This window comes from Rhizobium sp. RM, assembly GCF_013390595.1.
GTDB lineage: Bacteria > Pseudomonadota > Alphaproteobacteria > Rhizobiales > Rhizobiaceae > Agrobacterium.
On the sequence record NZ_JACAWV010000003.1, the window covers coordinates 304,812 to 328,524 of the forward strand.

Below are 23,713 nucleotides of genomic sequence, written 5' to 3' on the forward strand. Positions count from 1 at the left end.
ACAATTGGCCGGGGTCAGGCGATTTCCGGTTTTTCGGCAAATTTTAACCCGAGAACGGCGGAGCCAATAAGCCCCGGCTCAATTCGGCATATGGCTGGAACGACCAGAGGGCGGTCGAAGCGTCTGAGAATACGGGCTCTGACGGCCTCATCCAGCGCTGCGAGCAATTCTTTCGAGTTCGATAACCCACCTCCAACCGGCACAATGGTCGCGCCCGTGACATTGATCACCATGGCGAGAGGCGAGGCAAGGATGTCGACGAGAATGTCGATGGTCCGCGCGGCTTCAGCATCGCCGCTCTGCCAGGCGTCAATGATCTCTTCGCTGCTCATCGTTTTCGCATACAGATGCTGATGCAGTTTTTCCATGCCGCGGGCGCTGCCAATGGCGTCGACACAGCCGGTAAGCCCGCAGCCGCATTCGAAACGCGGCAAAGTGGCGGGGGGATTGCCGGCAAGTGTCGCAGCAACCGGACCATGCCCCCACTCCCCGGCAAAACCACCGTCGCTGTTGATGAGCTTGCCATCGATCACCAGTCCGCCGCCGACCCCCGTTCCGAGAATGACGCCGAAAACAACGCGGTGTCCCTTGCCAGAGCCGATCTCCGATTCGGCCATCACGAAACAATCGGCATCGTTGGAAACGATGACTGGCAGGCCGAGTGCCTTCTCCAGATCATCTTTCAACCGCCTGCCATGGATACTTGGAATGTTGGCGACCGTCGCCTTGCCGGTTTCTGCATCGATGACCCCGGCAATCGACAGCGACACACAGTCCGGTGTCGTGCCGCTTGCGTCTATGACCGCCTTCAAGCTCGCGGCAAAATCCTCGAAGCTGGTTTTTGGAGTAGGGATGCGGGGTGCAGGCCTGATGTCATCTGGCGCGTAGGCAGCCGCGCCCTTGATGGTCGTTCCACCGATGTCGAAGCAAACGATCATCATTCACATCCCGGAAGTGTTCGCGTCAAAGATCTTTTCCCCGCCGATCCAGGTCGAATCGATATCAAGGCTTGGTGTGAGCAAGACAAAATCGGCATCGAAACCAGGCAGAAGCTCGCCTTTTCCTGATGCCGCGATGGCTTGCGCGGGATAGGTGGACGCCATTCGCAAGGCTTCTTCAAGGGGTATCTGCAGTTTTTCGTGGACGAACCGGATGCAGGAAAGCATGTCGATATCTGCTCCAGCAAGCGTACCGTCGGCCAATGTCAGGCGTCCGCCGTTGCGATAAACCCGGCGGCCATTCAGTTCGAAGCCGTCATCGTTCGTGCCGATGGTGGACATGGCGTCGGTCACAAGGAAGATTCGTCCCGGACCGTTTTTTGCGCGCAAAGCAATTCCCATTGCGGCAGGATCGACATGGAAACCGTCGGCGATGAGACCGCAGTCCAGCTTGCTGCTTGAAATTGCCGCACCGACGAGACCGGGTTCGCGGTGACCAAGCGGGCTCATGGCGTTGAAAAGATGCGTGACCATAGAGGCGCCTGCATCCGCATAATTTTTCGCAACAGAAAATCCGGCTTCGGTATGCCCAAGGCTGACGATGATGCCAGCTTGCCGAAGCGCGCTGACCTGCTCGGTGGAAACGCTTTCCGGGGCGATCGTCGTCAGAATATAAGGAAGGTCTGCCTTTGTGGCGGTCAGCAAGGCCAGATCGCCTGATTCCATTTTCCGGATCAGGTTGGGATCGTGGGTGCCCTTGCGTGCGACCGAGAGATGCGGTCCCTCGAAATGCAGCCCGAGAAAGCCTGGAACTTTGTCATTCCAGGCTACGATCCCTGCCTGCGCCGCTTTTGCGGTGACGTCTGGCCGGTCGGTAATCAACGTTACCATCAGGGCCGTCGTACCAAATTTGGCATGAGCGGCGCAGATGCGGGCAACGCCTTCTACATCCGGCTGGTTATTGAACATCACACCGCCGCCGCCGTTGACCTGCAGGTCAACGAACCCCGGTACCATCAAAAAGCCTGCGGCATCGATCGATATTGTCCCAGAGGGCAAAGCTTCCCTGTCGATGATTTGCGATACCCGTCCGCCATCAATCAGCAGGGCCTTGCCTTCATGCCACGTCGTGCCATCGAAGATGCGGGTACCAACCAGCGCTTTCATGCTGCTCATTGGGTTTCCGTTACCTTTTTCAGTGCGACGGGCGCATCCGGGTTGAAGCCGCGTGCACGTGAAAGCTGCTCGATGAAGCCGTAGAATGGCGCGATCAGCAACAGCGCGTCGGTCAGCGGATGATTGGTTTCGACGAATGGCAACGATGTGGCCGGCGATCCCTTGGTGGACGTGACAAAGACGCTTGCGCCTTTCTTGCCAAGTCCGCTGGCAATCTCCGTGACAGATGCCTCGGCGCGATCGCGTGCGGCAAACGCGATGACAGGGAACTTCGGCGACACCAGAGACACCGGACCGTGCATAACTTCAGCGGAGGAATAGGCCTCCGCGTGCAACTCGCAGGTTTCCTTGCATTTCAGCGCGGCTTCCGCAGCAATTGCCAATGACGGGCCACGGCCCAGCATATAAAGCGATTCCTCATTCTTGACGGCTTCGCCGATGTGGCTCCAGTCAAGTGCGATGGCCTTGGCAAAATTTTGCGGGAGCGCGCTGACGGCTTTCGCGAGCAGATTGTCTTCCGTCCAGGCCGCGAGGATTGCCAAGCCTGCGACAATCGAATTGACGAAGGATTTGGTTGCTGCGACAGCCTTTTCCGGTCCAGCCTGAATGTCTATCGCGTGATCGGCCATATCGCCCAAGGGAGAGGGCAAGGTGTTGACGAGGGAGAAGGTCAGTGCGCCACCTTTGCGGGCACTTTCTGCCAGCGCCACGATATCGGGGCTTTTGCCCGACTGCGAGACGGCGATCGCTGCTGCCCGTTCCAGCCGCAGTTTTGTCTGATAGATCGAGGCGAGCGAAGGGCCGAGAGAGGCAACGGGAAGGCCAGTCTGCAATTCGATGGCATATTTCAGGAAATGTGCGGCATGATCTGACGATCCACGGGCGATGGTAACGATGACAGCCGGGTCGCGGGCCATCAACTTTCGCCCTGCCTCCTGAAATTCTGTCGAGGCATTGTCCAGCAGGCGAGCAACTGCATCGGGAATCTCGTCGATTTCCTGGCGCATCAGGGTTGTCATCGGTTTGGTCCTTGATCGATTTGTTTCAGTCGGAGGCTATCGTCAGTTCCGCTACGAGGTCGTAGGCGTCACTTCTGTAAAGCGCGTGCGATATTTCCATGAGACGTCCACTCTCCAGATAGGCCATGCGTTGCACGGAAAGAGCGGCGGACCCGGGCGGAACACCCAGGAGCAATGTTTCCTCGTCTGTCAGAGTGCGTGCGGAGATGCGCTGAATGGCTCGGACAGGGCGAATGCCGTTCCGTTCCAGCACCAGATAAAGCGAGTTTTCCACCTGTTGTGGTTCAGGCAATATGTCGTCCGGCAGGGTCGTGACTTCCAGCGCGATTGGCTGGTCGTTGGCAAGGCGAAGACGGGTCAACCGGGCCACCATGGCGGAATGGGAGAGGCCGAGTGTCATCATTTCATCGCCGGTGGGGTAAAAAAGTCCCCGGTCGAGCCATCGCGTGCTGGCTGTCATACCCCTGCGACGCATATCCTCGGTAAACGAGGTCAGCTTTGTCAGAGGTTGCTGCATGCGTGTTATCGGCTTCACAACGAACGTGCCCGAGCCATGCCTGCGTACCAGAAGGCCATCGCGAACCAGATCGTCTACGGCCTTTCTCACCGTCACGCGGCTTACGCTGGCGTTTTCGGCAATATCTCTTTCCGGGGGGAGGGCATCGCCGTGTTTCAGGCGGCCGCCACTGATCGCGTCTTCAATCGTCTGGCGCAGTTTCAGATAAAGCGGTCCGCCGCTTCCTGATTGCAGGCCGTCGAGATTCAAGGCTGCCTCGTTCATCTGTCACCCTCTGTCGCCAGTCCTTGGCTGGTTTCGCTATATCACACGTGATACCACTGACAATACCAAAATCAAACCATTTGCGAAAATCCGTTCGGTGATGGAGGTTTTTCATTGTGTTTGATGTTTTTTAGGCTGTTTTCAATGATATTTCAGCGTTAACCAAAAAAAATTTCTGCTTTGCGTTTCCTCTCTGGACGAGTGGCATTTTTTTGGTATTGTTTTTGTATTGGTCCTCGGTTGAAGTTTGTCCATTGAGTTGGGCCGCCGTGAAAAAATCTGGGCCAAGGACTGGAAGTCTAGAATTTGATTTGACCATCTTGAAAATTAATTTCATGATGGATCAAAATTATCGCAGTTGATTGAACGGCCGACGCAGAAATGGCTGCAATTGCGAAAATGAATTACGGTAAAGCAGGGAACAGCTTCATGAAAGTGGGAATTATCGGACTCGGATTCCGTCTCGGATATCTGGGCTACGTTTTCAGTGAAATCGACAAGGATTTCGAAATCGTCGGCTATGTCGATCCTGCCCCTGCTGGCCTTCCCGGCTTGCAGGAAAAGGGAATTTCCGCTGGTCGGGTTTATGATACCCCCGAAGAGCTGATCGCCAACGAGACCTTTGATCTGCTGATGATCGGGTCTCCCAACCATATGCATCTCGACCACATCCGCATCGGGCTTGAAGCCGGCTGCACGATCTTCACCGAAAAGCCGATTGTCGTCAGTATTGCTGAAAGCCTCGAGCTTGCCCGCCTGCTGAATAAGCATGGGCATGAGCGGCTGATGGTCGGCCTCGTCCTGCGTTATTCGCCACTTTACCGCGATCTGCGCGCGGCTCAGGCGGAGGGCAAGCTGGGTGAGGTCGTCTCCATCGAGGCTTCAGAACATATTCCGCCTTATCACGGCGCGTTTTTCATGCGCGACTGGCGGCGTTACGAGCATTATTCCGGTTCGTTCATGCTGGAAAAATGCTGCCATGACCTCGATCTTTACAACGGTGTTGTCGGCGCGCGGCCACGTTTCGTGTCGAGTTTCGGTGGGCGCAAAAGCTTTACGCCAGCCAATGCCCCGCAGAACGACGGCATCAATGACATGGAGGTCTATCATCGCAAGCCAAGTGGCTGGATGGGGTCCGACAAGGTCTTCGACAGCGATGGCGATATCATCGACTATCAGACGGCAATCGTCGAATATGAAAATGGTGCCTCGCTCGCTTTCCATACCAATCTGAACGTGCCGGACGATTTTCGCCGTTTCTGCGTCATGGGTGCAAAGGGCATGGCGGAAGGTGATTTCGTGCGTGGTTTCCTCAATGTACACAATGCCCGCACCAACGAGAAAACCGTTTCGAAGACCTACTCCGCAGCAACGGCCCTGTCGCAGCACTATGGTGCCGACGAACAGATGGCCGCTGATGTCGTGGCGCATGTGGTGAATGGGACGCCGCTTCCGGTTTCGGCGCTTGATGCAATCGAGGCTGGCATTCTGGCGCTTGCCATGGATGAGGCTCGTCATGGCCGCAAGGTCGTGGACCTGAAGCCAGTCTGGGAAGAGTATGATCTCGCGCTCCATGGGCAGGTAAAAGCGCCCACGGCGAAATCCGCGTAAGGGGACGGGCGATGGAAGCGAAACGTAGCGCGGTCATCTTCGCCTGGCTTCTCCTTCTTCCGGCACTCCTCTATATAACGGTTATCGTTGCCTACCCGCTGGTTGATACGTTCATTCTCTCCTTCACCGATGCGTCGCTTCGCAAGACGACGAATTGGGTTGGGTTTCTGAACTACGAGAAGATTTTCAACGAGACCTTTGCCGGAGTCATCACCCGGACCTTCATCTGGACGTTCTTTTCCGTCTCGATCAAGATGATCATCGGCACGTTCGGAGCAGTTTTGCTGAACTCGGCCGTTCCAGGTAGGGCACTTTTCCGCATCCTAACCATGCCGCCGTGGATCGTGCCAATGGCGATCGGCATTTTCATGTGGGGCTGGATGTATAACGGCCAGTTCGGCATGATCTCTGGCGTCTTGCAGAACCTCGGCCTGGTCGATGGACCGGTTGCATTTCTTGCCTACGGCAATACCGCATTCTGGGCGACAGTCGTGACAGACGTCTGGATCGGCGTGCCTATGGTGACGCTCTACCTTCTGGCAGCCATACAGGCCATTCCGCAGGATCTCTACGAGGCTGCATGGACCGATGGTGCAAGCCGTATGTATCGCTTCCGCCGCATCACGCTGCCGCTGATGTTGCCTGCGATGATCACCATGTCGATGATTTCGCTGATCTCGACGTTCAACTCTTTCGATATCATCTGGATTTTGACGCAGGGCGGCCCGACCGGTCAGACGACAACGATGATTATCGACACCTACAAGACCGCGATCGGTTCCTACAAATACGGGGAAGGTGCCGCGCGTGCCGTGCTTATCTGCATCTTCCTGTCGATTTTCACCTTCTTCTATTTCCGCGTCACCAGCCGTATTTCTCAGGAGGCCACCCGATGACCGACAAGAATGCGATGATCAACCGCTACAAGTGGTATGAAATCGTCGGGATCTATTGCGGTATCGCCGTGTTCCTGACCTTCGTGCTGGCACCGTTTGTCGAGGGTTTTCTGGTTTCGCTGAAGCCGCTCAGCCTGCTGTTTTCCTCGCCATATCGTTTCTGGCCGGAAAACGGCTCGTTCGAAGCCTACAAGACCATGTGGGTCAGCGTTCCGGGCTTCGCGCGTTACGTCTTCAACTCCTTCTTCATTTCCACCATCTCGACGGCGATCGTGCTGCTTCTGGTGGTCCCCGCATCCTACGCCTTCGCCCGTTTCAAGTTTCGCGGCCGTGGGCAGTTGCTGGGCGCGTTTCTGGCCATCAACATGTTTTCAGGTGCGGTTCTCCTGATCCCGCTCTACCGGTTGATGCGCAACATGGGTGTCCTCAACACTTACTTCGCAATGATCATTCCAGGTGCGGCGTTCCTGATCCCGACCGCCATCTGGCTGCTCAGAACGTATATGCTGCGCATTCCACGCGAACTTGAAGAAGCCGCTTATGTGGACGGCGCCAGCTATTTCTATACGTTCCGCCGTGTGATCCTGCCGCTTGCCATGCCTGGCATCGCCGTGGTGTCGATCACCACCTTCATCGGCGCATACGCCCAGCAGTTCATCTTCGCCCTCACCTTCAATTCCAAGACCGAATTTATGCCGCTGCCTATTGGCCTGTTCGCCTATTTCGGTCGTCAGGAAGTCATCTGGAATGAGTTGATGGCGGCCAGCTTTGTCGGCATTGCGCCGGCCATGGTCGTGATCTTCTTCATGCAACGATATCTCGTCAGCGGTCTGACCGCCGGCGCGGTGAAATAAACAACAACCGGAACGACCACCAGAGAATGGGAGACTACTTATGGCACTGAAACATTACGGATTGGCGCTCTGCGCTCTCGCATTTGCCGGTTCAACCGCGCTTGGCACGGTGACGGCGCACGCTGCCGACAAGGAAATCAGCTGGATCTATTGCGGCGACAAGATGGACCCCATCCATGAGAAGTACATCAAGGAATGGGAAGGCAAGAACGAAGGCTGGAAGGTTGTTCCGGAAGTCGTCGGCTGGGCACAGTGCCAGGACAAGGCAACCACGCTGGCTGCTGCCGGCACGCCGGTCGCCATGGCCTATGTCGGTTCGCGCACTCTGAAGCAGTTCGCGCAGAACGATCTCATCGTTCCGGTGCCGATGACGGAAGAGGAAAAGAAAAGCTATTATCCCAACATCGTCGACACGGTGACGTTCGAGGATACCCAGTGGGGCGTTCCGGTCGCGTTCTCGACCAAGGCTCTCTATTGGAACAAGGATCTGTTCAAGCAGGCCGGTCTTGATCCGGAAGTGCCGCCGAAGACTTGGGCTGAAGAAATTGCGTTCGCAAAGCAGATCAAGGAAAAGACCGGTGTTGCCGGTTACGGTCTGCCAGCAAAGACCTTCGACAACACCATGCATCAGTTCATGCATTGGGTTTACACCAATAACGGCAAGGTCATCGACGGCGACAAGATCACCGTCGACAGCCCGCAGGTTCTGGCAGCGCTGCAGGCTTACAAGGACATCACGCCTTACTCCGTCGAAGGTCCGACTGCCTACGAGCAGAACGAAATCCGCGCGATCTTCCTTGATGGCAAGGTCGGCATGATCCAGGCAGGCTCCGGTGCCGCTACGCGTCTCCAGGCAACCAAGATCAACTGGGGTATCGCAACACTTCCGCTCGGTCCCGAAGCCAAGGGTTCTGGCACGCTGCTCATCACCGACAGCCTTGCTATCTTCAAGGGTACGGGTGTTGAGGAAAAAGCGACCGAATTCGCCAAGTTCATTACCTCTCCCGGTCCACAGGGCGAATATGAACTGCAGGGCGGCGCCGGCCTGACGCCGCTGCGTCCATCGCCGAAGGTTGACGAATTCATTGCCAAGGACCCCTTCTGGAAGCCGCTCGTCGACGGTATCGCCTATGGTGGTCCTGAGCCGCTCTTCACCGATTACAAGGGCTTCCAGGACGTCATCATCGAGATGGTACAGTCCGTCGTCACGGGCAAGGCGACGCCGGAAGATGCCGTGAAGAAGGCATCGGGCGCGCTCGAGCAATACAAGTAAGCCAAATGTGCTGATGACTGCGGGCTTGTCGTAAAGCCCGCAGTTCCCCTCAATTTCGCTGCGGAAACATCATCACTTCATCAGAAGGGGCAAGGTTTCCGTCTTATTTCAAACGGTTTCGGTCCGAACGGCCCTGTTCGTTCTGGAACGTCTCTGAACGCAGCCGTGTTTTGGCTGGTGACGGGAGAGGCAAGTCTTGGGTCAACTCTATCTCAACAACGTCCGCAAGAATTATGGACATTTCGAAGTCATCAAGGGCGTTCAGCTCGACATCAAGGATGGTGAATTCGTCGTTTTTGTCGGACCTTCGGGATGCGGCAAGTCCACGCTGCTGCGGATGATCGCAGGTCTGGAAGACATTTCCGGTGGTGACGTCGTCATCAATGGTGTGAAGGTCAACGAGCTGCCACCCGTCAAGCGCGGCATTGCCATGGTTTTCCAGTCCTATGCGCTTTATCCGCATATGTCTGTCTTCGAAAACATCGCTTTTCCGCTGCGTGTCGAAAAGATGGAAGAAAGCAAGATCAAGGAGAAGGTCGAAGGCGTCGCCAAGATCCTGCAGCTTGATCAGCGCCTTGAACAGCGACCGGGAATGCTTTCTGGCGGTCAGCGCCAGCGCGTTGCAATCGGGCGCGCGATCGTCCGTGAACCGAAAATCTTCCTGTTCGACGAACCGCTGTCCAACCTCGATGCGGCGCTGCGCGCGGACATGCGTATCGAGCTTACCAATCTGCATCGTACGTTGAAGGCGACGATGATCTACGTGACCCACGACCAGGTGGAAGCCATGACCATGGCTGACCGTATCGTGGTGCTGAATGCTGGCGAGATTGCGCAGGTCGGCGCACCGCTGGAACTTTACCACAAACCCGCCAATCTTTTCGTTGCCGGATTTATCGGTAACCCCAAGATGAACTTCCTGAAAGTGACCTGCGTGAAGGCAGACGCCGATGGTGTCACGGTGGACTATCAGGGCCAGCAGATCACTGTTCCGGTCGAACCGCGTGCGGGTCTCGAAGGTTCGCAATTGACGCTTGGAATTCGCCCGGAACACACCGGTCTTGAACCTGCAGACCTCAATATCACGGTGGCGCCAAGCGTGATCGAGCGGCTCGGCGTGAACACAATTGCCTATGGTGTTTCTCCGACCGGAGAAAACTATTGCGCGTTGCTGTCTGGCTCCGCACCGGTGGTTGTCGACGAGCCGATCGTAACGGGTATCAAGGCATCCGATTGCCATCTGTTTGACGATAGCGGCATTGCCCTGGACCGGCGTGTCGATCTCTCCGTGCTCAAGCTCATTCAATAGCGACAGGAGGGCGGATCATGGGATTTTCATTTACATCCGCCCCTGTTGCCAAGGCCGCATTTCGTACTTCAGATGCGGGCGCTAAACGCAAAAAAAACGCCGGGTTTTCGGCCCGGCGTTTTGCGTCTTTGCCCTTACGGCATCGGGTTCGGCATGTAGCCCGTGAAGCCGCTGATTTTCCAGCGCCCCTTGTGCAGCCGGCAATAATAAAGCGTCTGCCATTTCATGGTGTCGAAACTGCCGTCTGCTTTTCGCAAGCCGCCATCGAACTTCTTGCGAACGAGTGCTGTTTCGCCTTCGACCTCGATCTCTTCCAGCGTCGTCGTCGTGAAGATGGCTGTGCGCGGATCTTCGGCAAACTTTTCCTTCTGGAAATCCTGTGCCTGTCTCAGCCATTCGTCGCGGTAGGCAACAAGCGAGGGGAAGGACAGGCGCCAGTTGTCCGGATTGGTCTCGCGGTTGGCATTGATGCCGAGAAAGCCGTCTTCGACGAAATCATCGGCGACCTTGTCCCAGTCGGCAGCGAGAAAAGCGTCGATGTCACGCGTCACCAGCATCTCCCAGATGGAGTGACGGGCGAAATCGGTTTCGGGAAAGGGGTTCTTGAAGGGATCACGCATGACGACAGTCCGTTTTTGAAATTATTTTCATATTTTGCAGATTTCTCTGGTGGAGATTGTTGGCATATGCTCTCATATCAATCAACAAAGAAAATAATTTTCGTAATGGGAGCGAAAGCCTTGCCGTCAATTGGGCAAACGAACCTTGGATCAAGAATTCGGGCGGTTGACTGGCATGCCGATTTGCGGTGCATCGGAAACGAGGCCAAAGCCTGATTTTGGCGTAACGGGGACCGATGACCATGGATATTTTCGCAAAAATTCAAGAAGACAAGGCGCAGTTTTCCCAGTCGGAGAAACGCATCGCCGATATTCTAGTCTCGGACTTCGAATTTGCCGTCAATGCCTCGATCATCGAGCTTGCAGCGCGTGCCGAAGTCTCTCCGCCGACCGTTACACGTTTCTGCCGGCGCCTTGGTTGTCAGAGTTTCTCCGAGTTCAAGGTCAGCCTTGCCAAGACGGCCTATGTCGGTATCCGTTATCTGACCTCGGAGGCGACTAGCACTGGTCCCTCCGAAGTTACCGAGGAGGTTCTGGCAAAGGCGCAAGACGCGCTTTTCCTGCTTCACAAGACGCTTGATCCAGCGATAGCGGATCAGGCTGCAGCAAGGATTGCGAATAGCGGCATGATCTATGCCTTTGGTTCGGGCGGCAACTCGTCGATGATTTCGGACGAGATTCAAAACCGCCTGTTTCGCCTCGGATTTCGTGTTGCGACAAGCGCCGATCACAGCATGCAACTGATGATGACCGCCGCCGCACGCAAGGACGACGTGATTATCGGTTCATCCTTCTCGGGCCGGAACATGGAGCTGGTCAAATGTTTCAGGCTGGCGCGCGAGATGGGCGTCGCCACCATAGCGTTGACCCAGAGCGACAGTCCGGTTGCCGACGCTGCAGACATTGTTGTCGGGGTCAATGTTCCCGAAGGAAACAATATCTTCCGCCCCACTTCGTCGCGTTATGCCTATATGGCTGCCGTCGATGTTCTTGCGACGTTGGCCGCTTATCACAACCAGCAAAGGTCGATGGTGACCTTGCGTCACATCAAGCAGCAGCTCGTGGAACACCGCGACAAGGACGACCGGCAATTGCTTGGCGACTGAGAGGGGCGGTTAACGCCAGAGGAGCTTTAGGACATGACAGACAGCAGAAACCACGTCGCCGTGGTAACGGGTGCGGCTGGTGATATTGGTCGCGCAATTGCTGAACAGCTATCGGTGACCCATGCGACCGTCGTGCTGGTGGATATTGATGCTGCAGCGCTTGATAAGGCGCTTTCCCTGCTTTCCGGCTCCAACTTCGTTGCCAAAACCTGTGACGTGACCAGTCCGGAGGATCTTTCAAGGCTGGCAGCCGACGTAGCTTTGCTTGGCGATGTCGCAACACTCGTCAACAATGCCGGCGCGGCTCGCGCTGTCAGTCTGCACGACACGACGCCGGAAATCTGGCGCAAGGATAACGCCCTCAACCTCGAGGCGCCGTTCTTGTGTTTCAGGGCTTTTGAGGAGCCTTTGAAGCGGACGCAGGGTGCGCTCGTCAACGTCGCCTCGGTGAACGGGATGTCGGTTTTCGGTCATCCGGCTTATAGCGCTGCGAAGGCAGGACTGATCCACCTGACAAAGCTGATTGCCGTCGAATACGGAAAATTCGGCATCCGCTCCAACGCCGTTGCCCCTGGCACTGTTCGAACACAGGCATGGGAAGCGCGGGCGGCCAACAATCCGCAAGTCTTCGAAGAGGCGAAGCACTGGTATCCGTTGCGCCGCATCGTGAAACCGGAGGATGTGGCGAATGCTGTCGCCTTTCTGGCCGGTCCGCAAGCGATGGCCATCAGCGGCGTTTGCCTGCCTGTCGACTGCGGTTTGACCGCCGGGCAGGCACCGCTCGCCCACACTTTTTCGCAATCCGAACATTACTGACCCGGGCCAGAACCAGGCTCAATCTGCAATAATAAGGGGAGCATCATGGCGCTCACACGTTACCGTCTCGAAAATTCCTGGCATCCGTTGCAAGACAACGCGTCCGGTGGATTTACCTTCACGTTGTTCAACCTCTCTTCCGAACCGTTGAGCGATTTTCGTGTTGTCTACACCTCTCTGACGCGCACTGTGGACAAGCCTGTTTGCGAGAATGCCGTTTATCTGCGCCGGAATGCGAACTTCCATGAGTTTGCACCGCCGCCGGGTTTCGTTCTGGAGGCCGGAAAATCCTGGCGGTTTGTGGTCGATGGTCTGCTGCGTCCGGCCCGCCACCGCACGGATGGTGCAAAATCCGCTTATGTCAGCCTTGCAGACGGCACACATCGTACCGTCGAGGTTGCCGATCTGATGCTGGATGGACGCCACAGCGAGCCGCCGCCGGTCCTGTTGCCGGAAGGAAAGCTCGACCTGCCGTTTTCCATGCAGCCATGGCCTGCCGATGTTGAGGTGCAACCCGGCGAAACCTTCCCGGTGGCGCTTTTCCCGGCGAAGGAAGCGACAACGGACGAAGTTCTTGCTGTGGACGGCGTGCTTTCGCTTTTCCGCAGACTGTTCGCGGTCGGTCATGCGCCGCTCAGTCTTGCACCCGTGCATGAAGGAAAGCCACTCAATTTCAAGAAGCATAGTGGGTTGGAAGCCGAAGGTTATCGGCTGTCCTTTGCTGCTGACAGTGTAACCGTGGAATATTCTGCTGCTGCCGGCCTCCAATATGCTCTGACGGTGCTCGCCCAGCTGCTGCATGGCGCGCGCAGCGACGCCAAATTCCGTTTCCCGGCCTCCGGTATCATCAGTGACGCGCCGCGATATAGCTGGCGTGGTTGCCATCTGGATGTGTCGCGCCAGTTCTATCCCACGGATGATGTGCTGAGGCTGATCGATATCATGGCCTGGTTCCGCATGAACCGTTTCCATTGGCATCTGACGGATGACGAGGCATGGCGTCTTGAAATCAAGGCCTACCCATTGCTGACCACGGTGGGTGCGACGCGTGGTCCGGACACGCAGCTTCTGCCGCAGCTTGGCAACAGTGCCGAACCGGTCTCCGGTTTCTATACGCAGGATGATGTCCGCAACGTTGTGGCGCGTGCGGCTGCATTGAACGTCGAAGTCATTCCCGAGGTCGATATCCCCGGCCACAGCACTGCAGCCCTGGTGGCCTATCCGGAATTGACGGACGGCCAGGAGGCGCCCGATAGCTATCGTTCTGTGCAGGGATATCCCAACAACGCACTCAACCCGGCCATCGAGTTGACGTATGAGTTTCTGGGCAAGATCTTCGATGAAATGGTCGAGCTGTTTCCATCGCGTCTCATCCACATTGGTGGCGATGAAGTCGCGGATGGATCGTGGCTGGCATCGCCGCTGGCAAAGTCGCTGATGGAGAAAGAAGGGCTGGACGGCACGTTCGGCATTCAATCCTATTTCATGAAGCGCATTCAGGGCATGTTGCATGAGCGCGGCCGTCAGCTTGCCGGATGGGACGAAGTTTCCCACGGCGGCGGTGTCGATCCGCAAGGCACACTTCTGATGGCCTGGCAGAAACCGGAGGTCGGCCTTGCGCTGGCCAAGCAGGGCTACGACGTGGTGATGACGCCGGGACAAGCCTACTATCTGGACATGGTGCAGGATGAGGCCTGGCAGGAGCCGGGCGCAAGCTGGGCTGGAACGGTGCCTCCGTCGCACACCTATGCCTATGAGGCGGTGGGCGAGTTTCCGGAAGAGCTGAAGGACCGCATGAAGGGCGTACAGGCCTGCATCTGGTCGGAGCATTTCCTCAATCGCGCCTACTTCAATCACCTTGTTTTCCCGCGTCTCCCGGCTATTGCGGAAGCGGCGTGGACACCCAAGGCACAAAAGGATTGGCTGCGGTTTGCCGCGATCGTTCCTCTTAGCCCGGTCTATTGAGGGGGAGCGCCATGCGTATTGCCGTTGGTGGCATTCACACCGAATGCAGCACGTCTTCGCCGGTTTTGATGAGGCCGGAGGATTTTCGTGTCTTCCGCGGTCAGGATCTGGTCGAGGCCGAGTATTTCAATTTTCTGGGTGATGGAGGGGCGGAAGTTCTGCCGCTCCTGCATGCACGGGCAGTTCCCGGCGGCCCTGTCTCACGTCAGGCCTATGAGGCTTTCAAGGCGGAATTTCTTGAAAGGCTTCGCGCGGTCCTGCCGGTTGACGGGCTTTATCTTGCCATGCATGGCGCCATGAATGTCGAAGGCATGGACGATGCCGAGGGTGACTGGATTTCCAGTGCCCGCGACGTTGTCGGGCCAGATGTGATCGTGTCGGCCAGCTATGACCTGCATGGCAATGTCAGTCAGCGGATCATCGATCAGCTTGATATTTTTGCGGGTTACCGTACTGCACCGCATATCGACGTGCGCGAAACCATGGTGCGGGCGTGGTCCATGTTGCTGAAAGCCCTGAAAACGGGTGAGAAGCCCGGCGTCGCATGGGCAAAGATCCCGGTTCTGCTTCCAGGTGAAAAAACCTCGACGGAAGATGAACCTGCCAAGGGTCTCTATGCGGTGTTGCCGCAACATGATGCGCGACCCGGTATCTGGGACGCGAATTTCATGATCGGCTATGTCTGGGCGGATGAGCCTCGGGCAACAGCCTGCGCAGTGGTAACGGGCACCAACAGGCAAGAGGCGCAGGCCGTCGCTGTCGAGATTGCTCAGGCTTATTGGGATGTGCGTCAGGACTTCGAGTTTGGCCCGGTGACCGAGCCTTTGGACGCCATTCTGGACATTGCGGCAAAGACAGTGACTACGCCAATCATTCTGGCTGATTCCGGTGACAACCCGACCGGCGGTGGGGTGGGAGATCGGGCTGATGTGCTGGCTGCGCTTATTGCCAGAAACTGGCAGGGCGCGCTGATGGGCGGTATTACGGACAAGCCCGCAGTCGAGGCGTGTTTTGCGGCAGGAGAGGGTGCATCTGTGAGCCTGAAGATCGGTGGTAGCCTCGATCCTCAAAGTCCATCCGTGAAAGTCGAAGCGCTGGTTTTGAAACTCGATGACCCGGGCACGAACGAGCAGCGCCAGGCTGTTGTTGCCATTGGTGGCATAACGGTCATCCTCGCTGCGCGGCGCAGACCGTATCATATGCTGTCCGATTTTACGCGGCTTGGTTTCGACCCCAAAGAGGCAAAGCTGCTTGTGGTGAAATCGGGTTATCTCTCACCAGAGCTTGCACCAATCGCCAATCCAAATCTGATGGCACTGACGGACGGCGTCATCAATCAGGATATTGAAAGTCTTCCGAACCACCGGCGGCAAGGAGCCATCTTCCCATGGAGCATGTCTTTCGATTATAGCCCGGAACCCGTTCTCTCGGCGCGCTGGCGATAACAGCGCGTCGGGAAAGATGCCCTCGTATCGATCCGGATTTGCGGATCATCTTTCGTGAGTTTTTATGCGCTCCGCTCTTTCCATCGTTATCAGCAATCCGTCGATCCGGATCGGGGCGCTTGCCATTCTGTTCTTCGGTTTTTCGAATGCTGCAACCGCGCCCTATCAGGCGGTCATCGGCATTCGCGAGATCGGACTGAGCAATACTGTATACTCGCTGTTGATGTTGTTTGCCGCCGTCATCAATGTCAGTGCCAGCGTGCTGATGGGGATCGTGGCAGACAGGCTCGGCGAATATCGCAAGCCGATGCTGTTCATCGCGCTGTTTGGCGTAAGCGGTTATTTTCTTGTCTATCTCGCTGCCAATGCGTCCGCGTTCGTGGCGGCGAAACTTGTTCTGTTGCCGATTTTCGGCGCCATGAATTCGTTGATTTTTGCGCATGTTCGCGCTGACGCCCGCGACCTCTCCATGAATGACATGATCGCCGTCAACTCGATCATGCGGGCAACGATTTCGTTATCCTGGGTTCTCGTGCCTGGCATCGTTGGCATCTTCCTGGTGAACACCGGCAACATGATGTCGTCTTTCCTGTTCTCGGGCATTTGTGCAGGCGTCTGTTTCCTGTTGGTCGCCTTCTATCTGCCGCGCACCGCCACGCCAATTTCGGTTGGAAATGAGGCACGTTTCGGTTTGCGTGCCTCGCTGGCTGAGGTTGGTTCGCGCAGGGTGTTGTTGCGCGTCATTGCCATCGCGTTGATTTGCTCGATGCTGCATCTGAACGATTCCGTGCGACCTTTGATCATCACGGGACAGGCCGGCGGTACGGTGGCAGACATCGGTATCGTAGCCGGTATCGTAGCCGCACTGGAAATCGCCTTCATCCTGTTCTGGGGATGGATCGAGAAGAAGCTGCCACAGACGATCACGCTTGCGACCGGTGCCGTACTCTACGCCATCTACCTGGTCTTCCAGGGACTGGCCAGCGCGCCTTGGCACATCTATGCCCAGACCGGTATCAGCGCGCTTGGCGCTGCCGCGATCATCAGCATACCCATTACCTATCTGCAGGAACTGATCGCTGACCGGCCGGGACTTGGAAGCTCGCTGATTGCCGTGAACATATTCCTCAGTGCGGGCGTTGGTGCGTTGATCTTTGCGATCGGAACATTGTTCTCCAACTATGCCGGCACCTCCATTCTCGGGGCGATGTTCGGTCTGGGCGGCATTTACATGCTCTATGCACTTGATGGGAAGGGCCGTCGCCGATAACGGCGGTACAACGAAAGAGGTGTCGATGATTCTCGAGATTTGCGTAGACGATGCTGCCGGGCTGGCCGCCGCCGTGAAAGGTGGGGCCGACCGCATCGAATTGTGCGCAGCCCTTTCGGGTGGCGGTGTCACGCCGTCATCGGGTCTTTTGCAGTTGGCGGCCCGGTATGATGTGCCGGTAAGCGTGATGATACGGCCGCGCGCCGGGGATTTCGTGTTCACCGGTGAAGATGCCGATCAGATGAAACATGATATCGACGCCGTTCGACGCGCTGGTCTTTCCGGCGTCGTTCTCGGTGCATCGCGTGAAAACGGCGCGCTTGACGTGCCGTTGATCGAAGATCTTTGCCGCCACTCCGAGGGATTGGATCTGACCCTGCACCGCGCTTTTGATGTGGTGCCTGATATGAGTGAGGCACTGGAGGCGGCTGTCGATCTCGGGTTCTCGCGCATCTTGACATCGGGAGGTGCGAGATCGGCCCTGGAGGGTATCGATATGCTGGAGCGGCTTTGCCGCATGGCAGGTGACCGGATTGTCATCATGCCGGGCGCGGGGGTTCGTCCTCAGATCACGCCAGCGCTGTTGGACCGGCTTCCGATAACAGAGATTCATGCGTCATGTTCGTCCGCCCAGTCTTATGATCCTGAAAGCCAGGTCTCAAAGCTTGGTTTTGCCGGCCCGGAGCGCAAACAGACGGACGAGGCGACTGTCCGGGCATTGAGGGATATTCTCAACGCTCGTCATAGAGATGGCGCAACGCCCTAGCTGTTCCCGATGCGCCATCCAGATCGAGGGAGACGAGGTGCGGAGCAGGTAGCGCCAAAGCCCTTTCTATGGCTTCGGCCATCGACTGTACCGTAACGTCCTTTTCTTCCAGCACATGCGCGAGCCCGAGTTTTTGCAGACGTTCCGCGCGGGCACTCTGTTCCGTCTCGCCACTTGCCGAGAAGGGAATGAGCAAGGAACGGCATTTTGCCTGAAGGACATCGCAGACCGTGTTATAGCCTGCCTGGGAAATGGAAAGTCGCGCGCCGGCAAGCAGACTTGCAAAGTCTTTACGGAATCGAAAAACGGAGATGTTGTCCCCGGCCTTTGCGGTAATTGCCTCGAAATCAGCCTGGGGCATGTTGGGGCCAGCGATCAGGCACCAGTTTTCAATCCCTTTGACTTTGGGCGCTGCCTCTAGGGCTGCCTGAATGAGTGCTGCACCGACAGCACCGCCACCCGCAGACACGATGATATCGAATTTTTCCGACGGCGGTGGCGGTGCGAGCGGGGCGACAAGGCCGGTGTAGACAACGCGGTGGCTGATCTGTTCAGCGAGAGGGAAGGTATCTTCAAGCCGCACGAAATTCGGATCGCCGTGCACGAGTACCGCATCAAAATGTTTCTTCACCAATGAGACGGTTTCTTCGTCCCGCCCCGGTTTCGAACGTTCCTGAAGGATATCGCGAAGCGAGGTCATGACCAGTGGCCTGGGCTCGCTGTCCTCGATCTCGTCCAGCAGCGGCAGAAGTTCGAAGCGAACCTGCCTGCGCCCGAACGGAAAAGCCTCGATGATGACGATATCCGGTTTGGCGCCGTGATAGGCGCCGATCAGCATGTCGGTCCGGTCTTTTTTGAAAGTGTCGTCCACTGGCTTTCCCGTCGCATCGACAAGACCGGAAAAACTACCGTCGCTCACGGCGATCGGTGGTAGCTCGACATGGCGTATTCCGTCACCTGGAAAACCGGGAACAGGCATGCCCCCTGTTACAAGCGTCACATCGAAACCATCCTCCTGGAGCGCGTTGGCAACCCGGCTTGCGCGGGCGATATGACCGATGCCGAGCAGATGCTGGACATAAAAAAAGACGCGGGGAGGCCGTTCAGCCGTCGTCACGATGCCTTCTCCCATTCGCTTTCAAAGAGTGCCTTGAGGTCCGCAATGCTGGTTCTGTGATCGAAGGCCGTGCGAACCCGGTGTTCCGCTGCCTCACCAAGCCTGATGCGCAATTGTGGATCGGTGATCACCCGTTGCAGAGCATTGGCGAAGGCCACTGGATTCTCGGGTTCTGTCAGCAGGCCATTTTCCCCATCAACAAAAAACTCCGGAATGCCGGATATATTGGTGGAAATGCACGTCAGCGACTGGCTGGCTGCTTCCACCAGGACATTGGGAAGCCCGTCACGGTCACCATCGCTGGTGATGCGGCAGGCAAGCGCGAACAGATCTGCCTGGCGGTAGTTCTCCAGCACCTGTTTCTGATCCATTGAGCCCGTCCACACGATGCGATCGGCGATGCCGAGTTCATTGGCAAGCTGTTTGAGCGACGCAAGCTCATCACCGCCACCGATATGGGTGAAATGCCAGTGGATCTGTGATGGCAGAGAGGAGAGCGCTCGCAAAAGCACATCGATCCCCTTTTTCTTGACTGCGCGGCCAACGCTTAGAACACGCACCGGATCGTTTGCGTCCGAGCCGTCTCTCATCGGACGCGGACCATCGAAATGCGGGAAGCGGGTCAGATCCAACCCGTGATAGCTCAGATGCACATTCTGTTTTTTTCCGGACAGTCCAAGAAGGTGCTGGAAGCCGCTGGCGGTACAGGTAACGGCCCAGCGGGCGCTGTTCAGTTTGGTGGACAGATCGCGATCGGAGGATGTCCAGATATCCTTGGCATGGGCGGAAATCGTCCACGGCGTGCCGGTGATCAGATGGGTATAAGCGGCAACCGAAGCGGGGGTATGGATGAAGTGCACATGCAGCCATCCAGCATCGACGGGCCACTCATGAGCCAGAACCGCCGCTTGGCCGAAACGCCGGAAGCGGTTGCGACTGACATCGTGGCGCAAGTCCTGCCAGAACTGGCGAAGGGCTTTGCCGAAGCCGACTTTTTTTCGGCACGCCCAGAGCGCTTTGAGGACGCGTAAGGGTTCCTCGTGCAGATATTCAGGCAGGTAGGTGACAGGTGCGCGGATTTCATCATGCACCGGATGACGCTTCTTGTCGGTCGGGCGGCGCATGGACACCAGTTCCAGCTCAAGCCCGGCCCTTTCCAGCCCCAGAAGTTCCTGCGCAATAAAGGTCTCGGACAGCCGCGGGTAACCCTTGAGCAGCACCACGATTTTTTCTTTTTTTGTCACGTTGATCGTGTCTCTTTCAGGTCGACGCATCGAACCGGTCGGTCATGCCGTCTGGACAGCCGGCGTCTTTTCGCTTTCCGGGTGCAGCCATTCGGCAATGCGCTTCGAAATGTTTTCGAGGCCGTCGAGCTTGAGGTTCTGCGAATTGACGGAAGGCGGATTACGATAGGGCAACGCTTTGAGAGCCGCAGCCATCTTTCCCGGATTTTCGGCGTCTTCCGGCAAAAGCATGTCGAAAAGCCCGAGTTCCGACGCGCGGCTGGCACGGATCAACTGTTCCTCGCGCGGGATGGTTCTCGGCACGACCAGAGCCGGCTTGTCGAACGACAAGATTTCGCAGACCGTGTTGTAGCCCCCCATCGATACGACGGCCTGAGCACCTGCAACCAAGTCTTCCATGCGGTTATCGAATTCAATGATTTCGATATGCGGAATATCTGCGACGAGGCTGACGAAACGCTGGCGCTGATCAACCGGCATATAGGGACCGAGCACCACAAGTGCCTTGTGGGTCAGATCCTTGTCGTGGTGATAGGCATTGATCACGTCGTCGATCAGCTCGCTGCCATCACCGCCGCCGCCTGTCGTGATGAGAAGATAATCGCCATCCGGTTTATGCGAGACGGTTTCCGCCTGTGTTCTGGAGCGTTGCAGAAAACCGACGAAATCCATCTTGCTGCGCACGGTCTGTGGAACATCGAGCCCAGTCAGTGGGTCGTGGAAATCCGGTGGTCCGTAAACCCAGACGTGATCGTAGAAATGACCGATCTTGTTCATCACGTCATTGCGTTTCCATTCGGCCTCAAGAAGCTGCGGCGCATCCATGACGTCACGCAAACCGATGACGAGCTTGGTTCCCTGCTGCTTCAGATAGGCCAGTGTCTCCTCGACTTCGCCACGAAGGCCCATCGGCTCCTTGTCGACGATGAAGATATCCGGCTTAAAGCTTTCGGCTGTGTGGTAGATGATCGAACGGCGCATCTTCAGGGTTTCCTGAAGATCGATGTGTCGATCCATGGATGTGTATTCGCCGTTGCGCAGCTTGATGACGCTCGGGATTTTTACAAAATCGACGCGAGCGCGATAGTCGAAGGCGCCGGCGATCGTTGCACCCGAAATGATAAGAACGTTGAGGCCGCGATAATCCTCCACCAACGCATGGGCGATCGTACGACACCGTCTAAGGTGTCCGAGCCCGAAAGAGTCGTGGCTGTACATCAGGATGCGCGCATCATTCAGGCGGGAGGTCATGGGCCACACCTCTTGGTGCCTTTCACGGAAAAGGCGATGGCGGAAGGGCAGTCTATCAAGGCGTGTTCCATTTTATCTGAAAGGGTCCGCGGCATCACGTAGTCCGTCACCGAAGAAATTAAAGGCCAGAATGACGAGAACGACCGGGATCGTCGGAATGAGAAGCCACGGATATAGCGCAATCACGCTGACGCTGCGCGCCTCCGTGAGTAGAATTCCCCAACTTGTGATCGGCGGGCGCAGGCCCAGGCCAAGGAAGCTGAGTGCGGTTTCGCCAAGAATCATGCCAGGTATCGTCAGCGTGGCCGACGCGATGAGGTGCGACATGAAGCCTGGTATCAGGTGCCGCCCAATGATGCGCGTCGTTCCCGCACCCATCAATTGTGCTGCTAAAACATAGTCTTCTTCGCGAAGCGCCAGCAATTTCGAGCGCACCGCGCGTGCCAGCCCGGTCCAGTCCAGCATGCCGAGGATGATGGTAATGCCGAGATAGACGAGAATCGGGCTCCAGGTGACGGGCATGATCGCCGCCAATGCCAGCCAGAGCGGTATGCTGGGGATCGACTGCAGCACTTCGATAAGGCGTTGCACGATGAGATCGAACGTACCGCCGCGATATCCGGCCAATCCACCGATCACAATCCCGAGAACGAAGCTCATGGCGACGCCCAAAAGGCCAATGGTCAGCGAAATACGTGCGCCATAGATGATGCGCGAAAGGACGTCGCGACCAAGCCTGTCGGTGCCGAGCAGGAACATTTCGCCGCCTTCTGCCGGGCAGACGAGGTGTCTGTTGCCATCGAACAATCCCCAGAAGCGATAGGTATCGCCCTGGCAGAAGAACCGCAGCGGCTGAACATCAGTCGGGACGTCCCGATAGACGCGCCGCAGGTTTTCCATGTCGAGCGTCATTTCCCGGCCGTAGACGAACGGTCCAACAAACTTGCCGTCATTGAAGAAATGGACGCGCTGTGGCGGGGCGTAGATGTGGTCGATGTTGCGCGAGTGCAGGTTATAGGGTGCCAGAAACTCGCAGATCAGGATCGAGAGATAAAGGACAGCCAGAAACGCGCCGGACCATACGGCGATCTTGTGCTGGCGGAACTGCCACCACATCAGGCGAAACTGCGATGCCTTTCCGAAGGCCGCCAGCCCCGACGTCGCAGGCTCGACACTATAAGGATCAAATGGCGCCGCCGACACATAGTGCGGAAGCGGTTCGCCGGGCTTGGGAATGGGAGTCGGGGCGGGTGAAGTCATTTGACGTTATCGCCTCCGAAGCGGATTCTCGGGTCAAGTATGGCAAGCGCGATGTCGGAGACAAGAACGCCGATCACCGTCAGGAAAGCCAGGAACATCAGGAACGAGCCGGCAAGATACATATCCTGGCTCTGCAACGCTCTGATGAGCATCGGACCGGTGGTTTCCAGCGACAAAACGACGGCGGTGATTTCCGCACCGGAGATAATGGCCGGCAGGATCGAGCCGATGTCTGAGATGAAGAAGTTCAAAGCCATGCGGAGCGGGTACTTGATCAGGACCTTGAAAGGGTGAAGCCCCTTGGCGCGTGCGGTGACGACATATTGTTTCTGCAACTCGTCAAGCAGATTGGCGCGCAGGCGCCGGATCATGCCGGCCGTTCCCGCCGTTCCAATGATCAGGACGGGAATCCACAGATGTTCAAGGATTGATTTGAACTTGGCCCAGCTCATCGCCTGATTGAGATATTCACGATCCATCAGATGGCCGATGGAAATGCCGAACCATATGTTGGCGAAATACATTAGGATCAGCGCCAGCATGAAGTTGGGAATGGCGATGCCCAGCAACCCCAAAAACGTCAGCCCGTAATCGCCCCAGCTATATTTGTGGGTAGCGGAGTAGATGCCGATCGGGAACGCGATCAGCCATGTAACGATAATGGTGACAAAGGACACCAGAACCGTCAGCCACAGGCGGTCGCCCACGACTTCGTTGACCGGAAGCTGATATTCGAAAGAATAGCCAAAATCGCCGACCAGCATGCCACTGACCCATCGGAGATAACGAATGGGCGCAGGTTGGTCGAAACCGTAACGGACACGCAGTTCCTCGATTTCCGCCATGTTGGCCGTCTCGCCCATGGCGCGCATTTCGGCGACATAACTTTCGAAATAATCCCCTGGAGGCAACTCGATGATGGTGAAGACCAGCATCGAGATCAGGATCAGGGTGGGGATCATCACGAGGATGCGCTTGAGAATGTACCGCAACATA

Annotated in this window: 21 protein-coding genes; 11 read left to right on the forward strand and 10 right to left on the reverse strand. The window is 56.8% G+C overall.

The genetic code is table 11. From position 1 onward, the window contains the following. Positions 1-14: 14 nt before the first annotated feature. Genes HWX89_RS03580 through HWX89_RS03595 form a run of 4 tightly spaced genes read right to left on the reverse strand, consistent with a single transcriptional unit; the run spans position 15 to position 3,914 of the window. Complete coding sequence (locus HWX89_RS03580) at positions 15-938, reverse strand: ROK family protein (protein ID WP_138795406.1); 924 nt, start codon at positions 936-938, stop codon at positions 15-17. A 3-nt stretch (positions 939-941) separates the two neighbouring features. After that, positions 942-2,114 carry an N-acetylglucosamine-6-phosphate deacetylase gene (gene nagA, locus HWX89_RS03585; protein ID WP_138795328.1) on the reverse strand — a complete coding sequence of 391 codons (1,173 nt, stop codon included), beginning with the start codon at positions 2,112-2,114 and terminating at the stop codon, positions 942-944. After that, positions 2,111-3,133 (reverse strand): SIS domain-containing protein, encoded by a 1,023-nt coding sequence (locus HWX89_RS03590; protein WP_138795329.1) that lies wholly within the window; start codon positions 3,131-3,133, stop codon positions 2,111-2,113. Before HWX89_RS03590 ends, nagA begins: the two co-directional genes overlap by 4 nt. Before the next feature lie 25 nt (positions 3,134-3,158). After that, positions 3,159-3,914, reverse strand: a complete 756-nt coding sequence (locus tag HWX89_RS03595; RefSeq protein ID WP_138795330.1) for a GntR family transcriptional regulator — start codon at positions 3,912-3,914, stop codon at positions 3,159-3,161. 429 nt (positions 3,915-4,343) lie between these two features. Here HWX89_RS03595 and HWX89_RS03600 point away from each other — a divergent pair, with 429 nt between their 5' ends. The 5 genes from HWX89_RS03600 to HWX89_RS03620 all read left to right on the forward strand — a co-directional run bounded on the left by HWX89_RS03600 (position 4,344) and on the right by HWX89_RS03620 (position 9,857). Further along, entirely contained in the window at positions 4,344-5,525 is a 1,182-nt protein-coding gene (locus tag HWX89_RS03600; RefSeq protein WP_138795331.1) for a Gfo/Idh/MocA family protein, read from the forward strand. An 11-nt stretch (positions 5,526-5,536) separates the two neighbouring features. Continuing rightward, entirely contained in the window at positions 5,537-6,421 is an 885-nt protein-coding gene (locus HWX89_RS03605) for a carbohydrate ABC transporter permease (RefSeq protein ID WP_138795332.1), read from the forward strand. Then, positions 6,418-7,275, forward strand: coding sequence for a carbohydrate ABC transporter permease (locus HWX89_RS03610; protein WP_138795333.1), 858 nt, complete (start codon positions 6,418-6,420; stop codon positions 7,273-7,275). Before HWX89_RS03605 ends, HWX89_RS03610 begins: the two co-directional genes overlap by 4 nt. Before the next feature lie 40 nt (positions 7,276-7,315). Further along, positions 7,316-8,548 carry an extracellular solute-binding protein gene (locus tag HWX89_RS03615; protein ID WP_138795334.1) on the forward strand — a complete coding sequence of 411 codons (1,233 nt, stop codon included), beginning with the start codon at positions 7,316-7,318 and terminating at the stop codon, positions 8,546-8,548. Positions 8,549-8,744: 196 nt separating this feature from the next. Beyond that, positions 8,745-9,857, forward strand: a complete 1,113-nt coding sequence (locus HWX89_RS03620) for an ABC transporter ATP-binding protein (RefSeq protein WP_138795335.1) — start codon at positions 8,745-8,747, stop codon at positions 9,855-9,857. A gap of 134 nt (positions 9,858-9,991) precedes the next feature. Here the strand turns inward: HWX89_RS03620 and HWX89_RS03625 are convergent, their stop codons facing one another. Next, positions 9,992-10,477 carry a hypothetical protein gene (locus HWX89_RS03625; protein ID WP_138795336.1) on the reverse strand — a complete coding sequence of 162 codons (486 nt, stop codon included), beginning with the start codon at positions 10,475-10,477 and terminating at the stop codon, positions 9,992-9,994. A 242-nt stretch (positions 10,478-10,719) separates the two neighbouring features. Between HWX89_RS03625 and HWX89_RS03630 the strand changes: the two genes are divergently transcribed. The 6 genes from HWX89_RS03630 to HWX89_RS03655 all read left to right on the forward strand — a co-directional run bounded on the left by HWX89_RS03630 (position 10,720) and on the right by HWX89_RS03655 (position 17,845). Next, the gene (locus HWX89_RS03630; protein ID WP_138795337.1) at positions 10,720-11,583 is read left to right on the forward strand and encodes a MurR/RpiR family transcriptional regulator; all 864 of its coding nucleotides are present in this window, start codon (positions 10,720-10,722) and stop codon (positions 11,581-11,583) included. Positions 11,584-11,616: 33 nt separating this feature from the next. Beyond that, on the forward strand, positions 11,617-12,399 hold the full coding sequence (locus tag HWX89_RS03635; RefSeq protein WP_138795338.1) for an SDR family oxidoreductase: 783 nt from the start codon (positions 11,617-11,619) through the stop codon (positions 12,397-12,399). Between the two features lie 45 nt (positions 12,400-12,444). Continuing rightward, entirely contained in the window at positions 12,445-14,364 is a 1,920-nt protein-coding gene (locus HWX89_RS03640; protein ID WP_138795339.1) for a beta-N-acetylhexosaminidase, read from the forward strand. An 11-nt stretch (positions 14,365-14,375) separates the two neighbouring features. Beyond that, positions 14,376-15,809: a M81 family metallopeptidase gene (locus HWX89_RS03645; protein WP_138795340.1), complete on the forward strand. Its 1,434-nt coding sequence runs from the start codon at positions 14,376-14,378 to the stop codon at positions 15,807-15,809. Between the two features lie 64 nt (positions 15,810-15,873). Next, positions 15,874-17,079: an MFS transporter gene (locus HWX89_RS03650; protein WP_138795341.1), complete on the forward strand. Its 1,206-nt coding sequence runs from the start codon at positions 15,874-15,876 to the stop codon at positions 17,077-17,079. 25 nt (positions 17,080-17,104) lie between these two features. Next, on the forward strand, positions 17,105-17,845 hold the full coding sequence (locus HWX89_RS03655) for a copper homeostasis protein CutC (protein WP_138795342.1): 741 nt from the start codon (positions 17,105-17,107) through the stop codon (positions 17,843-17,845). On the opposite strand, the gene HWX89_RS03660 is transcribed toward HWX89_RS03655, so the two are convergent. The 5 genes from HWX89_RS03660 to HWX89_RS03680 all read right to left on the reverse strand — a co-directional run bounded on the left by HWX89_RS03660 (position 17,811) and on the right by HWX89_RS03680 (position 23,712). After that, a complete protein-coding gene (locus HWX89_RS03660) occupies positions 17,811-18,977 on the reverse strand; it encodes a glycosyltransferase family protein (RefSeq protein ID WP_210271274.1) in 1,167 nt (388 codons plus the stop codon). The genes HWX89_RS03655 and HWX89_RS03660 overlap by 35 nt on opposite strands. After that, a complete protein-coding gene (locus HWX89_RS03665) occupies positions 18,959-20,206 on the reverse strand; it encodes a glycosyltransferase family 4 protein (RefSeq protein WP_178340611.1) in 1,248 nt (415 codons plus the stop codon). Before HWX89_RS03665 ends, HWX89_RS03660 begins: the two co-directional genes overlap by 19 nt. A gap of 42 nt (positions 20,207-20,248) precedes the next feature. Beyond that, complete coding sequence (locus HWX89_RS03670) at positions 20,249-21,457, reverse strand: glycosyltransferase family protein (RefSeq protein WP_138795344.1); 1,209 nt, start codon at positions 21,455-21,457, stop codon at positions 20,249-20,251. A gap of 72 nt (positions 21,458-21,529) precedes the next feature. Beyond that, positions 21,530-22,717 (reverse strand): ABC transporter permease, encoded by a 1,188-nt coding sequence (locus HWX89_RS03675; protein ID WP_138795345.1) that lies wholly within the window; start codon positions 22,715-22,717, stop codon positions 21,530-21,532. Further along, on the reverse strand, positions 22,714-23,712 hold the full coding sequence (locus tag HWX89_RS03680) for an ABC transporter permease (protein WP_138795346.1): 999 nt from the start codon (positions 23,710-23,712) through the stop codon (positions 22,714-22,716). Before HWX89_RS03680 ends, HWX89_RS03675 begins: the two co-directional genes overlap by 4 nt. Position 23,713 lies beyond the last annotated feature (1 nt).